The organism is Gluconacetobacter tumulisoli (genome assembly GCF_014174155.1).
Classification (GTDB): domain Bacteria; phylum Pseudomonadota; class Alphaproteobacteria; order Acetobacterales; family Acetobacteraceae; genus Gluconacetobacter; species Gluconacetobacter tumulisoli.
In genome coordinates this window covers 163,365-176,609 of the sequence record NZ_JABEQM010000007.1, presented here as the reverse complement: position 1 = coordinate 176,609, position 13,245 = coordinate 163,365, and the positions used below count along the sequence as shown (strand labels likewise).

The following is a 13,245-nucleotide window of genomic DNA, read 5'->3' as shown; positions in this document are numbered from 1 at the left end:
ACCTGTACTACGACTGCACGCAGGCCCGGATGGCATCCGCCGTCCCCGGCACGCGCGCCAGGGCCACGCCGTCCAGGGACGCGACCTCGCGCACCGACAGGCTGCTGGTCAGGAACACGCCGTCGGCATGGCGCAGATCGTCCAGGTCCAGCGGCGCCTCGTCCAGCATTCCCGCCGCCAGCAGGACCGCGCGCGCGATGCCCGGCAGCGCGCCTTCGGCCACCGGTGGCGTCACCAGCCGGCCCTCGCGCTGGATGACGATCGTGCTGGCCGAGGCCTCCGCCACGCGTCCGGCCAGGTTCAGCATCAGCGCCTCGTCGCCGCCCCGCTGTGCGGCCTCCAGCCGTGCGAGGACATTCGGAAGGTAATCCAGGCTCTTGATCCGCGAGAGCGGCGAGGTTTCGTCGCGCCGGATGCGCGTGCTGACGACCATGCGCGCCGCAGGCAACGGGGCGGCCGGCGGCGGGGACGGCGTGACCAGCAGGGTCGGCGATGGATGGGCCGGCGGCATCACCCCGCGCGGCCCGCAGCCGCGCGTCAGGGTCAGGCGCAGCGATCCATCCGTCATGTCGTTGCGCCGCACGACCCGGCGCAGCGCGTCCTCGACCCGGTCCAGGTCCGGCGCCGGAAACATCAGGACCTCCGCCCCCTGGCGCAGCCGGTCCAGATGCAGGGCGACATGGACGATGCGACCGTGCGCCACGCGCATCGTCTCGAACACGCCGTCACCCAGGGTCAGGCCGCGATCGGCCGGGTCGATGCGCGCCGCGTCGGCCGAGACCAGCCCGCCATTCAGCCACAGCCACGTCATGATGCGGCGCGCCCGCCGGGGGGGCGGTCCCCGAACAGGGACAGCAGCGGCGCGATCTTCAGGCACATTTCCGCATATTCCTGCTCCGGGTCGGACAGGATGGTGATCCCGCCCCCCGCCGCGGCCTCGATCCCGTCCGGGGTCGTCGCCAGCGCGCGGATGATGACCGAACTGTCCATCGCGCCATCGGTTCCGATGCGAAAGACCGCGCCGCAATAGGCATGCCGGGCAGACGCCTCCAGTTCGTCGATGATCTGCATCGCCCGGTGCTTGGGCGCGCCGGTGACCGACCCCGGCGGCAGGGTGGCGCGCAGCAGGTCGAACGCGTCGCGCCCGGGGGCCAGCAGGGCCCGCACCTCGGACACCAGATGGTGGACATGGGCGAATTGTTCGACTGCCAGCAATTCGGGGACATGGACGCTGCCGATCCGCGCGACCCGGCCCAGGTCATTGCGCATCAGGTCCACGATCATCAGATTTTCGGCCCGCTCCTTGTCGTCCGCCGCCAGTTCGGCGCACAGCGCCGCATCCTCGTCCGCGGTAGCGCCGCGCGGCCGGGTGCCCTTGATGGGCCGGGTCCCCAGGGCGCCGTCCGCCGACAGATGCACGAACCGTTCGGGCGACGCCGACAGCAGGCCGAAACCGGGCCCGCAGGCCAGCCACGCCCCGAACGGCGCGGGCGAGGCCCGGCGCAACGCGCGATAGATGTCGATATCCGCCAGGCCCGGGGGACGAGCGGCGGTCATCCGCCCGGTGATATTGACCTGGAAGATATCGCCGGCGGCAATCCGTTCCACCGCCCTGGCCACCGCCGCAACATAGTCGCCCGAAGGCTGGTCGGGAACGAAGCGCAGGTTCGGCAGGGACGTCGGCGGCGGTGCCGCCCCGATCGCCCCCCAATCCGCCCTGGCGCGGGCGAACAGCGGCCCGGGTTCGGCGCGGATCGTCGCCAGATGCACCCGCCGCGCGATCCGGTCGAACAGCAGGGCGTGGTCGTAACAGCCCGCCGCCAGGTCCGGATGGGCCGGATCCGGGGCATGGCGCGTCGCCACCCCTTCCAGTTCCTGCCCCATCGCGTAGCCCGCGAAACCAATCAGGCCACCCGCGAACGGCCAATCGCCGACCGGGATGCGCGGCGGCAGCAGGCCGCGCAGGACCGCCAGCGGGTCGATCTCCTCCCCCGCTCCGTGGACCGGCATGCCGTCCACGCGGCAGGACCCGCCACGGCGCCAATCCACCACATGGACAGGCCGGCGGCACAGGACTGTCCAGCGGGCACGCGGACCGATCTCCCCACCGCTGTCCAGGCAGGCCAGCCACGGTTCCTCCCGCCAGGACCACAGCACGTCGTCCGGATCCCGCCACGGCAGTTCGATCGTGTGGGGTGCCGTCATCATCGGGACGGTCCTGCCGGCGCGATTTCCCGACCCTGGGTCAGGGTGCTGCCCTGAAACCCGCCAAAGGCCGGCGGCCCTTGGAAACCGGTTCGTTGACCTGTGATCGGGGTCCTGGACCTCAGGCCCTGGCGGGTCCGGGCGAAGCCCGTTCCGGCAGGTTTCGGGACAGCGCCCCGGCCTGACACCACCCACGCCCCGGACATCATTTCCCGGCGGCGAAGGCGTCGATCAGAGCCGTCACTTCCTCGACGACCGACACCTGCATCACACGGTGGGCCAGACGCCGGCAATCCTCGAAGGACAGGGCGCGCACCACCCGCTTGACGCGCGGCACGGCCGATGCGGTCATCGAAAACGACCGCAGGCCCAGCCCGATCAGCAGCGGCACCACCCGGGGATCGCCCGCGATCTCGCCACAGACCGAGATCGGCCGATACTGGCGCAGCGCGGCCTCGGTCACCGTCTGGATCAGGCGCAGCACGGCGGGATGCAACGGGTGGTACAGAGACGCGACCTCGGCCGAGGCCCGGTCCACCGCCAGGGTGTACATCGTCAGGTCGTTGGTACCGATGGCCAGGAACTCGGCCTCCTGCGCCAGGGCGTCTCCCATGATCGCGGCGGCCGGCGTTTCCGCCATGATCCCCAGCGGCGGCAGCGTGTCGCCCAGCTTCACGCCCCGGCGGCGCAGGCGGCGCGCGACGCGGTGATAGATCTCGCGCGCCTCGCGGATCTCATGCACCGAGGTCACCATCGGCAGCATGACGCGGACCGGACCGGCCACGGACGCCTTCAGGATGGCGGCGAACTGCGTCTCCAGGATCGCCGGATGGCGCAGCAGCAGGCGCAGCCCCCGGACCCCCAGCGCGGGGTTGAGGTTGTCGCCGGGATAGGACAGGCCGGCGCGGGTCAGGGCCTCGCTCTGCTTCTCGCCGCCCCAGTCGACGACGCGGATGGTGGTGGTGTCCCCGGCCATCGCCGCGATCACTTCGGCATACACCGCTTCCTGCCCGTCCTCGTCGGGCATCGTCTCGGCGTTGATGAACAGGAATTCCGTCCGCAGCAACCCGATGCCCGACGCCCCGGATTGCGCGATCAGCGGCAGTTCGGCGGGCAGTTCCAGGTTGGCCTGCAATTGCAGCTTCTCGCCGCTGGCCAGTTTCGCGGGCAGGCGCCGCAGGCGGCCCAGCGCCTGACGGTCGCGTGCGTAGTCGGCCACGCCGCGACGGGCCGCCGCCAGCGTGTCCTCGCCGGGGTCGATCACCACCGTGCCGGTGCTGCCGTCGACCACGATCGTGGCGCCGTCGCGCACCCGCGCCATCAGGCCATGGACCGCCAGCACGGCGGGAATGCCCAGCGCCCGCAGCATGATCGCGGTATGGTCGGTCGAGCCACCTTCCTCCGTCGCCACCGCGACAATGCGCGACGGGTCGATCAGGGCGGCGTCGGCGGGACGCAGTTGTTCGGTCACCAGCACGGCGCCCACGGGCAGCGCGTTGAAGGACCGGAAGGGCATATGCCCCAGGTTGCGGACCAGCCGGCGCCCGATCTCGCGAAATTCGCCGGCGCGGCGCTGGGCGGCGGCGGCGTCCTCGCCGGCCGGCTCCGGGCGGCCGGGTCCGCCCAGCATGGCCTGCGCCAGGGCCTCGGTCTCCTGCCGGACGGCGGCCTCGGCCATCAGCCGGTCCTGGGCGATGCGCTGCCGGATGCCGCGTTGCAGCCGCGACGGGCCCAGCATCCGGCGATAGACCTCCAGCAGCGATCCGATTTCGAGCTTGCTGTCCTCGGGCAGCAGCGCCAGCCGGTCGCGCAGGCGTTCGACCTGCCGGACCGACCGTTCGATCGCCTCGGCCAGGCGGGCAAGCTCGTGGTCGGGATCGTCGGTGCGCGCGGCTTCGTCGATATCGGGCGCGGGGCCTTCGACCGCCATCGCCGCCGGGCCGATGGCGACGCCGTGCGCGGTCGCATCCCCATCCAGCCGGTATTCCGCCAGCCCCCCGCCCCGACGGTCGGCGGCCCGCGTGCGTCGGCCGCGCCCCTGCGCGGGGGTGCCGCCGGGAATGGCGTCAGTCGTCTTCATGGAAGCCGGCCTCGACCAGGGTCACCAGCGCCTCGACCGCCGCATGGGCGTCCCATCCCGTCGCCAGCAGCGTGATCGATTCACCCCGGCCCGCGCCCAGCATCATCAACCCCATGATCGAACGCGCCGAGACGCTCTGGTCGGCGCGCGCGACCTCGACATTCGCATCGAACTGCTCGGCCACCGTGACCAGCTTCGCCGCCGCGCGCGCATGCAGGCCGCGGCGATTGACCATGGTCACGGTGACGGAAAGAACTTCAGGATCCCGGGGATCGAGTCCGGCTGCGGACATGCCCGGATCAGCCGGCGGCAACCCGCCGCGGCGCGGCGCGGTACGCGGCCGGGGGCGGCACCTCCGCCGGGCGATCGCCGTACAGGCAGCTGCGCGCCCCACCCAGGCATTGCGGCGGCAGGTGCGAGGCGGTGGAGATGTATTTGCGCCCCGCGCCCTCGGCCATGTCCGCGCATTCCGCCAGCGTATGCCCGTTGCGGATCTGCGCCAGCTTCACCAGCATCGGCACGTTGACGCCGGCCAGGACCTCGACCCGTCCTTCTTCCAGGGTGGAAATCGCCAGGTTGGACGGCGTGCTGCCGAACATGTCGGTCAGCAGCAGGACACCGTCGCCGGTATCGACACCGGCGATCGCCACCTGCAAATCCCCGCGACGCAGCACCGGGTCGTCCCCGGCCTCGATATTCAGGGTGGTCATCTGGCTCTGCGGCCCCACCACATGTTCCATCGCGCGTCTCAGGGTCTCGCCCAGCTCGCCATGGGTGACGAGAACCATACCGATCATGAAGAATATCGTCCTTCCACGACGTCCGCCGCGTATTCCTTCGGCCGGCTGGCCCAGCGCCAGCTGCAGCGTCCCTGTCGGGCAAGCTCGCGGTGCATGACGATGACCGACCATGCCCCTCGTCCATCCGCAATAGCCGATTGCACATCGGACGGGCCAGAGGCCTTTTCAATATGGGACTCAGATTCCGGCCCGTCGCCCGTTCCCGCGCGGTCCGCCAGCCGTCCGGCCAGGGCCTCGACCAGGGTGACAGACCGATGCCGCCCGCCGGAGCAGCCAATGGCGATGGTGGCGTATTTCTTGCCTTCCCGCACGAAGCGGGGCAGCACCAGTTCCAGCATTCCGTCGATCTGGTCCAGGAAGCGACGGTAATCGGGATCGGCCTCGACATAGGCCGCGACGGCGCCGTCCAGGCCGGTCAGGGTGGACAGGTCGGGGTCGTAGTACGGATTGCGCAGGAAACGGGCGTCGAAGACCATGTCGGCCTCGCGCGGCAGGCCTGCGGGAAAGGCGAAGGACATCAGGGCGACGGTCAGGCCCTCGGCCATGCGGCCGCCCCACCGGCCGAAGCGCGTTTCGACGATCTGGCGCAGTTCCGGCGGCGGCAGGTCGGAGGTATCGATCACGACATCCGCCGCCGCCCGCAGCCGGGCGGTCAGCGCGATCTCGGCCTCGATCCCTTCCTTGACCGTGCCGCGCACCGCCAGAGGATGGCGACGGCGCGTCGCGGTATAGCGCCGCAGCAGGACACTTTCCTCGGCGGTCGCATAGATCAGTTCGGCCTGCAGTTCCGGATTGACGCGCAGCCGCGCCAGTGCCGCCAGCACCGCCGTGGCGTCGAACCCCCGCGTGCGGGAATCCACGCCGATCGCCACCGGCTGTTCCGCGCGGGTCACGATCTCGTCCAGCATGCCCAGCGGCGGGTTGTCGATCACCTCGTGCCCCAGATCCTCAAGGATCCGCAGAATCGAGGATTTTCCGGCCCCGGACAGGCCGGTGACCAGCAGGATGCGACGTGGCGCCGGTACTCCGTCATGTGAAGAATCCGTCACGGGAAATCCTGGCTGGACAACGGGCCGAACCGTTCGGAAACCCGGGACGGTCGTCGCGCCGCACATGGATGGACAGTCAACGCCCTCGCATCTGACACCGAAAGGACAGGCATGGAAAGAACCGCATGCATCACATCTGCTCGGACATTAACATTTTGCAACGTCCGTCCAGGCAGTCAAGGGCCAGGTTGATCCGCGCCACGGCCGACGGCAGGGCGGGATCGATGCGGATTTCCGGCAGGCCGGTCATCGCATCCCGTCCCGGCGCCGGCAGGCGGTCGGGCCACTGCCCCGGCCCGACCAGGCGCACCGCCAGCACGGCGCGCGCACGGGCCAGGAACGGCATCCGCGCGATCCCCATGCCGCGGATTTCGATCAGCCCCGCCAGCCGCGCAGGGGCCGAAGCCCACCCGTCCATGAGGTCGACCCGGTCGTCGGCGACCAGATCGTAGCCCGCATCCACCAGCCGCAGCAGCAGGTCGGATTTCCCCGCCCCCGATGGCCCCGTCAGCAGGACGCCATTGCCGCCGCGCGCGGCGCAGCTTGCATGGATCTGTCCCCTGCCCCGGCCGTCCCGATCCATTTTCACCCTCCCCGCTTGTCCCGGCGTCCGGGACACCGAGATAACCGTTGTCGATATCACCGCCTGGACGAACAGCCGGCTCCAGGAGCCTGTTTGCAGATACGCACTGGCGGCGACCCGACGCGCGTTTTCTGCGCTCTCTGGCAGGCGGCCCGAAAGGCCGCTTCCCCTTCGGTGCCCGAAAACACGCCGGACGCGGGCCGTCGGGCCGCTCTCGCTCGCCGGCCCATGTTTGCAAACAGGCCCGAAGTTGAATTTCACCGGTTGAATTTCACCGGAAACGGAATATGACGATTCCGTTATTTTTGCGATAGGCGAAGGAGCATCCGCACGGCATGAGGGGACAGGACATCCATGTTCGCCACCTGACGGGGATCGACCGGGCGACCGGCCAGACCGGCCCGGGCCTGGCCGAGCAATGCCGCCTGGCCCTTGACCACGGCGCGGCCGCCCTGGCGCGCGACGGTCATGCGATGCATGACGTGACGCGGGCCGTCTTCCTGCTGCGCGATACCGACGGCTTCGCCGCCTGCTTTCCGCACCTGCGCGAGGCATTCGGATCGGGCCGTCCGGCCACGACCCTGCGCCTGGTTCCCGGCTTCGACGACCCGGACGTGCTGATCGAGATCGAGCTGGTGGTAGGACGCCCCGACGCCTGAACCTGTCTGCACATGCGTACCGGTGCCGATCCGATGCACACTCTCGCTCGGCAGGGCGAATTTTGAGTCCGCCTCGCCGGCCGTCACCGCGCGGCGCCGACTATCGGCGCTGCTGCAGGACGCAGGCCAGAGTGAACAGCCGGCGGGCGGTTTCGGCATCCATTTCGATCTTACCGCGCAGCCGGTCGATCATCAGTTCGGCGCCATCATTATGCAGGCCGCGCCGGCCCATATCGATCGCACGGACGCGCATCGTGTTGCCCTCGGTCACCGCCTCATCGAAACTGTCGACCAGCAGGATGTAATCCTTGATCAACCGGCGGAAGGGCATCAGCGAGACCCGATAGATCCGCAGCGGCCGGTCGTCGTCGGCGTGGCGCAGATCGAAGATCAGCCCGTTGGTCTGGACCGACAGATGCAGGTTGAACGGCCCGGTCAGCCCCTCGGGCATGAAACGGGCCGTCTGCCGCAGGTCCGCTACCGCCTGGTCGACGTCATTTCGCCGGGTCTGGCTGGCCAGCAGCCCGCCATCCACATCGTCGAGGATGACATGGGCCAGGCTGCCCGGCCCCGCGTCAGGCGATGGATGCACCGAAAACCCTTTCTGTGGTCCCAGGCCCCGGCACGCCCCGGGAACGGGAACCGCACCGGGGCGCCGTCATGCTACACGACGGGGGTCAGCAGCGACTCCCCGGCAAACCAGGCGGCGAGGTTGCGGACGACCAGGTCGCCCATCGCCAGGCGCGTCTCCACCGTGGCACTGGCGCGGTGGGGCTGCAATACGACATTGTCCATCGTCTTCAGGGCGTCGGGCACGTGCGGTTCGTGCTGGAACACGTCCAGCCCGGCGCCGCCCAATGTGCCGGCCTGCAGGGCGGCAACCAGCGCGTCCTCGTCAACCACGCTGCCGCGCGCGACATTGATCAGCACGCCCTCGGGCCCCACGGCCTCCAGCACCGCCTGGTTGACGATGTTGCGCGACTGCGCCCCGCCGGACGCCGCGACGACCAGGATGTCGCTGGCACGGGCCAGTTCGACCAGGTCGGCATGGTAGGTGTACCCGGTCTCGGGGAATTCGCGGATGTCGTGATAGGCGATCGGCATGCCGAACGCCTGGCCCCGCACGGCGATCGCGCGCCCGACCTGCCCCAGGCCCAGGATTCCCATCTTCTGTCCCGTGACGGTGTGCCCCAGCGCCAGCGGCGCCTTGCCCCACGACCCGGCGCGGACATACCGGTCGCCGATCGCCAGGCCACGGCAGGTCGCCAGGATCAGGCCCAGGGCCATGTCGGCGACATCGGCGGTCAGCACGCCGGGCGTCGTCGTCACCCGGATGCCGCGATCCCGCGCCACGTTCAGGTCCACCGCGTCGGTGCCGATGCCGTTGATCGCCACGATCCCCAGTTCGGGCAGCGCCGCCATCACGTCGGGCGGCACGCCCACGCCCCCGCCGGTCGCGATCCCGCGGATGGACGACGCGACCCCCTGCAGGGCCGCCAGGTCGGTGAAGCGATGCACGGTATAGGCATCGTCCAGCGCCTTTTCGATCTGCGGCATCATCGGTTCGAGCAGAAGGATGTCGGGTTTCATTCATGGTCTCCGGTTCTTGGCCCCGGCGTGCCGGGGCGGGGAAAGACAAGGTGGATAAACAAACGACAGGACCGATTAACGACCTGGCGCCAGCGACTGGGGCGCCCGGGATCAGCAGGTGATCGACAGCGTGCCCAGATGCGCGAAGGTCGCACTGACGCGCGCGCCGGGCGCGACGAAGACCGTGCCGGTCGTCGACCCGGTGGTGACGATCGCCCCTTCGGCCAGGCCGCCGGCGTACCGCGCGGCGTGCGCGGCCAGCCAGACCAGCGTGCGGATCGGATCGCCCGCCGAATTGCCGCCCACATGATCGGCGACCACCTTGCCGTCGATCGACAGCACCACCCGTTCCTCCAGCGGAACCAGCGATTGCCAGTCGGTCACCGCGGGACCGACGAACAGGGCGCCATGGCTCTGCTGGTCGGCCAGATGGTCCAGCGCCGGCTGGCTGCCGGGGGTGACGAAGCGCGTGTCCACGATTTCGATCGCCGTATGGACGGATACGATCGCGTCCCGCACCTCGGCGGTCGTATAGGGCACGTCGCGCGCGGGCAGGGCGCGGCCGAACCGGTAGGCGATCTCGGCCTCGACGCCGATATGGCGGCATAGGCCCGGCGGCAGCGCGGTAACGCCGTCGAACACGGTCGCCTCCAGGATCGGGGCGGCGAACGGCTCGGATTCCGGGGTGCGGGCCCCGACCTTCCATCCGGCGATCCGCCCGCCCAGGGCGCGGATGGTTTCGTGCTGCACGGCGTAGGCGTCGGCGGCGGACCCGACCCGATACCCGTCGGGCAGGCGGGTCAGGGGCGGCGCACCGGACCGGACCCGCAGAAAGGACCCGGCCAGATGATCGACTGAAACGGTCACGTAGATACTCCTGCACGCCAAATCGAACGCGCCACGATACCGCCCCCGGAGGGGAAAACCATCCGGAGGCGGCGCGGCTCTTCAGGTATTGATCAGATCCCGACGGTCCAGCAGGTCGCGATCGCGCGGTTCGGGTGCGAACAATGTCGCCAGGATGGTCATGCAGGCCAGCAGCATGACATACAGCGCCAGCGGCAGCCACGAGGCCAGGCCGGGATGGGCCGCGCCGACATAATGGCTCGACACCATGGCGATGATCACCGACCCCACCAGCGGGGCCAGGCCGCCCGACAGCACGGCCGAGATCTCACGCGTCATCGACACGCCCAGATACCGGTGACGGCTGCCGAACATTTCCGGCAACAACGCCCCCTGCGTTCCGAACATGCCCCAGGTGGCGCAGCCCAGCGCGACCGACAGGGCCAGGATGGTCAGCGGCAGGTAGCCCAGGCTGAGGATGTACCAGACCGGGATCGCCGCCACGAGCTGCAGCGTCGCGAAGGCGCGATAGACCTTGATCCGCCCGAACCGGTCGCTGAGCATGCCGGCGATCGGCACGATGAACGCCCCCACGACGGCGGCGCACAGCAGCGACAGCGCGCCGGTCGCGTTGCGCATGCCCACGACATTGACCGAATAGCTGACGGCCAGCACCTGGTAGATCGACGATCCGCCATTTTCCGCCATCCGCAGGCCCATGCCCAGCAGGATCGTCTTCCACGATTCCCGCACGACCTCGGGCAGGCTTTGCGATTGCGCGCGCTCCTCTTCCTCGATCTCGACGAACGCCGGCGATTCCTTCAGCTTCACCCGCATGTACAGGGCCACCAGCAGGATCAGCGAGCTGAGCAGGAACGGCAGGCGCCACAGCCAGCTGTGCAGGACGTCCTGCACATGGAACAGCAGCGCGAAATACACGATCGCCGCGACGATGGTGCCGATCTGAATGCCCAGGAACGGCAGCGCGGCATAGAATCCCCGCTTTCCCTTCGGGGCGTATTCAGTCATCAGCACGGCGGCGCCCGCTTGCTCCGCGCCGGCCCCCAGGCCCTGAAGCAGGCGCAGCACGATCAGCATCACCGGTGCCCAGATGCCGATGCTCTGGTAGGTCGGGATCAGGCCGATCGCCGTGCTGGCGCCCCCCATCAGGGTGACGGTGATCAGCAGGACCATCTTGCGTCCGTACCGGTCGCCCATCATCCCGAACAGGATGCCGCCGACGGGCCGGACGGCAAAGCCCAGGAAATAGGTGCCGAAGCTGGAAATCAGCGCCATGCTCGGGCTCTGGCGCGGAAAGAAGAGCGGGCCGAATACCAGCGCCGCCGCCAGGCTGTAGAGCGCGAAATCGTAATATTCCAGGGCGCTGCCCAGGGAACTGGTCCAGGCCGCACGGCGCAGGTCCGCCGTGGTCACGGTATGGTGCGCCATCGCCGCCTCCCGGGTCGTCACGCGCGGCAACGGGCCGGCGGCGTGCACATGGGCAGCCCCGGCAAGAATTGGCTGTTTCATGGCAGGTCTACCCCGATCTCGCGTCCGGTTCTGGCGGATTCACGCAGCGCAAGCGCAATGGCCAGCGAGGCAACCCCGTCCTCGCCCGTGGCGGCCGGCAGGCCGCCGCCATGGATGGCATCGGTGAACAGTTCCAATGCGCGATGATAAAGATTGTGATGCTTTAAGGGAATTTCCCGTTCGCCGTCGCCATCGCGGACCGACACGGTGCCGATCGGCCTCTGGCTCATGCAATCGCGGCCGATGATGACGCCGCGTTCCCCCATGATTTCCACCCCGCCCGGCGAATAGGGTACGGTGTAGCCGCCATGGATCTGGACCAGCATGTCGTCGGGGAAGCGCAGGACGGCCATGATCCCGTCCTCGATCCCGTCCTGGGCCAGGCGGCCGCTCTGCGTCATGGCAAAGACGCTGACCGGGTCCTGGTCGAACAGGAAACGCAGGGTATCGATATCATGGATCGTGCTGTCCAGGATCACTCCGCCGCCCTGGTCGTTGACGCGCCAGCCCTGCAGGGCGGCAGCCAGGAAATTGGCATGGAAGACCCGCCCGGCGATCAGCCGGCCGACACGCCCGTCCTCGATCATGCCGTGGATCGCGATATGGGTCGCGGCATTGCGCAGATGGTGGTTCGTGCCCAGAACGACGTCGCAGGCCCGGCAGACGCGGACCATTTCGTTCGCATCCTCGACCGACAGGGCCAGGGGCTTTTCGCACAGGACATGCTTGCCCGCCCGCGCGGCGGCAATCGTCTGCTCGAAATGCAGGCGATTGTTCGTGCTGATATACACCGCGTCGATGTCCGGCCTGGACAGCAACTCGTCCAGCGACGTGGTGTGATAGGGAATATCATTATCGCGGGCGAAGGCGGCGCCGCGCTCCGTACTGCTGCTCAGAACCGCGCGGACCTCGCCACCGGGCTGCGCCCGGATCGCATCGATGATCCATTCCCGCGCGACGTTGCTGGCACCTATCAGACCCCATCCGGTCGGATGCGTCATTCCGTCCTCCCTCGAGGCACCAGGGCCCCGGTCCGTTCCCGTTATGTTATTGTTAAGATTGCCGTGGCGGTCGGACGTCGCACCAAAAACACGATACGGCGCCGAGAGTTCCGCCGGGCCTGCATGGCCCCCTTCCTCGCGTGCCGGTCCTGTCTGTCGGTCGTCCGGGCAATCCGTTTCCCGGGAACGGCATGTCCGCCGCCCCCGCAGGATACGAGCCCCCATGATAGAGGCCAACGCCCAAGGGGCCGCAAGCGCTTCCGCAAACGATCTGCTTCACAAATTCGTATTTGTGCGCTGCAAAATTTACGATCAGGGCCGAAGCTGCATCTCGTCCGTCGGAATGCCCAGGAACGCGCCCAGCGCCTCGACCACCAGCCGGTGGTCCTCGCGCTGCGGCAGGCCGGACACGCAGACCGTCCCGACCACTCCCACCCCGCGCACGCGCAACGGAAAGGCGCCGCCAAAGGGGGCGTACTCGGCCTCCGGCAGGCCGAAGCGCGCGGTGATCGTCTTGCCTTCCTGCTGCAGCAGCAGCCCGATCGCATAGGACGGGCGGTGGAAGCGCTCGGCCACGCGCGTCTTGCGCGCGATCCAGCCCAGATTGTCCGGCGTCGCGCCTTCCAGACACGCGCTGAACAGCGTCTGGCCGCCACGCCGGATGTCGATGGCGATCGGGTGGCGCCTGTCCGCCGCCGTCCGCCGCAGCCAGCATCCCAGTTCCCAGGCGTCGGCCTCGGTCAGGCCCGGCAGGACCAGATCCCGCTCCTGCCGGGCGATCAGTTCCAGGTCCCTGACCTCCGACGACAGGCCGCTGGCCGCGCCGCCCGTTCCTGCCTGATTCGCCATCCATGTGCTCCCTGTCTGCGACGCCGCGATGCGGCGACATGATGTGCCGCGAT

General features: G+C 69.2%; 14 protein-coding genes. 1 reads left to right on the top strand and 13 read right to left on the bottom strand.

Annotated elements, in window-relative coordinates:
- Positions 1-7: 7 nt before the first annotated feature.
- The 7 genes from HLH28_RS10500 to HLH28_RS10470 all read right to left on the bottom strand — a co-directional run bounded on the left by HLH28_RS10500 (position 8) and on the right by HLH28_RS10470 (position 6,717).
- Positions 8-811 (bottom strand): aminotransferase class IV, encoded by an 804-nt coding sequence (locus HLH28_RS10500; RefSeq protein WP_182958658.1) that lies wholly within the window; start codon positions 809-811, stop codon positions 8-10.
- Positions 808-2,208 carry an anthranilate synthase component I family protein gene (locus HLH28_RS10495; protein ID WP_408869835.1) on the bottom strand — a complete coding sequence of 467 codons (1,401 nt, stop codon included), beginning with the start codon at positions 2,206-2,208 and terminating at the stop codon, positions 808-810. Before HLH28_RS10495 ends, HLH28_RS10500 begins: the two co-directional genes overlap by 4 nt.
- Before the next feature lie 202 nt (positions 2,209-2,410).
- The gene (gene ptsP / locus HLH28_RS10490) at positions 2,411-4,285 is read right to left on the bottom strand and encodes a phosphoenolpyruvate--protein phosphotransferase (protein WP_182958655.1); all 1,875 of its coding nucleotides are present in this window, start codon (positions 4,283-4,285) and stop codon (positions 2,411-2,413) included.
- The gene (locus HLH28_RS10485; protein WP_182958653.1) at positions 4,272-4,577 is read right to left on the bottom strand and encodes an HPr family phosphocarrier protein; all 306 of its coding nucleotides are present in this window, start codon (positions 4,575-4,577) and stop codon (positions 4,272-4,274) included. The genes ptsP and HLH28_RS10485 overlap by 14 nt, the downstream gene beginning before the upstream one ends.
- A 7-nt stretch (positions 4,578-4,584) precedes the next feature.
- Positions 4,585-5,082: a PTS sugar transporter subunit IIA gene (locus tag HLH28_RS10480; RefSeq protein WP_182958651.1), complete on the bottom strand. Its 498-nt coding sequence runs from the start codon at positions 5,080-5,082 to the stop codon at positions 4,585-4,587.
- A complete protein-coding gene (gene rapZ, locus HLH28_RS10475) occupies positions 5,079-6,134 on the bottom strand; it encodes an RNase adapter RapZ (RefSeq protein WP_338029709.1) in 1,056 nt (351 codons plus the stop codon). Before rapZ ends, HLH28_RS10480 begins: the two co-directional genes overlap by 4 nt.
- Positions 6,135-6,264: 130 nt before the next feature.
- A complete protein-coding gene (locus tag HLH28_RS10470) occupies positions 6,265-6,717 on the bottom strand; it encodes an HPr kinase/phosphorylase (RefSeq protein WP_182958645.1) in 453 nt (150 codons plus the stop codon).
- Positions 6,718-7,052: 335 nt separating this feature from the next.
- Here HLH28_RS10470 and HLH28_RS10465 point away from each other — a divergent pair, with 335 nt between their 5' ends.
- Positions 7,053-7,376 carry a Rid family hydrolase gene (locus tag HLH28_RS10465; RefSeq protein WP_182958643.1) on the top strand — a complete coding sequence of 108 codons (324 nt, stop codon included), beginning with the start codon at positions 7,053-7,055 and terminating at the stop codon, positions 7,374-7,376.
- A 100-nt stretch (positions 7,377-7,476) separates the two neighbouring features.
- Here HLH28_RS10465 and HLH28_RS10460 read toward each other — a convergent pair whose 3' ends face one another.
- The 6 genes from HLH28_RS10460 to HLH28_RS10435 form a co-directional block, all read right to left on the bottom strand.
- Complete coding sequence (locus HLH28_RS10460; RefSeq protein WP_182958641.1) at positions 7,477-7,968, bottom strand: UPF0262 family protein; 492 nt, start codon at positions 7,966-7,968, stop codon at positions 7,477-7,479.
- A 71-nt stretch (positions 7,969-8,039) separates the two neighbouring features.
- Positions 8,040-8,966 (bottom strand): 2-hydroxyacid dehydrogenase, encoded by a 927-nt coding sequence (locus HLH28_RS10455; protein WP_182958637.1) that lies wholly within the window; start codon positions 8,964-8,966, stop codon positions 8,040-8,042.
- 111 nt (positions 8,967-9,077) lie between these two features.
- Positions 9,078-9,833: a fumarylacetoacetate hydrolase family protein gene (locus tag HLH28_RS10450; RefSeq protein WP_182958635.1), complete on the bottom strand. Its 756-nt coding sequence runs from the start codon at positions 9,831-9,833 to the stop codon at positions 9,078-9,080.
- An 81-nt stretch (positions 9,834-9,914) separates the two neighbouring features.
- Positions 9,915-11,342 carry an MFS transporter gene (locus tag HLH28_RS10445; RefSeq protein ID WP_182958632.1) on the bottom strand — a complete coding sequence of 476 codons (1,428 nt, stop codon included), beginning with the start codon at positions 11,340-11,342 and terminating at the stop codon, positions 9,915-9,917.
- Positions 11,339-12,343 (bottom strand): Gfo/Idh/MocA family protein, encoded by a 1,005-nt coding sequence (locus tag HLH28_RS10440; RefSeq protein ID WP_182958630.1) that lies wholly within the window; start codon positions 12,341-12,343, stop codon positions 11,339-11,341. Before HLH28_RS10440 ends, HLH28_RS10445 begins: the two co-directional genes overlap by 4 nt.
- Positions 12,344-12,655: 312 nt before the next feature.
- Positions 12,656-13,192: a heme-degrading domain-containing protein gene (locus tag HLH28_RS10435; protein ID WP_182958628.1), complete on the bottom strand. Its 537-nt coding sequence runs from the start codon at positions 13,190-13,192 to the stop codon at positions 12,656-12,658.
- Positions 13,193-13,245 lie beyond the last annotated feature (53 nt).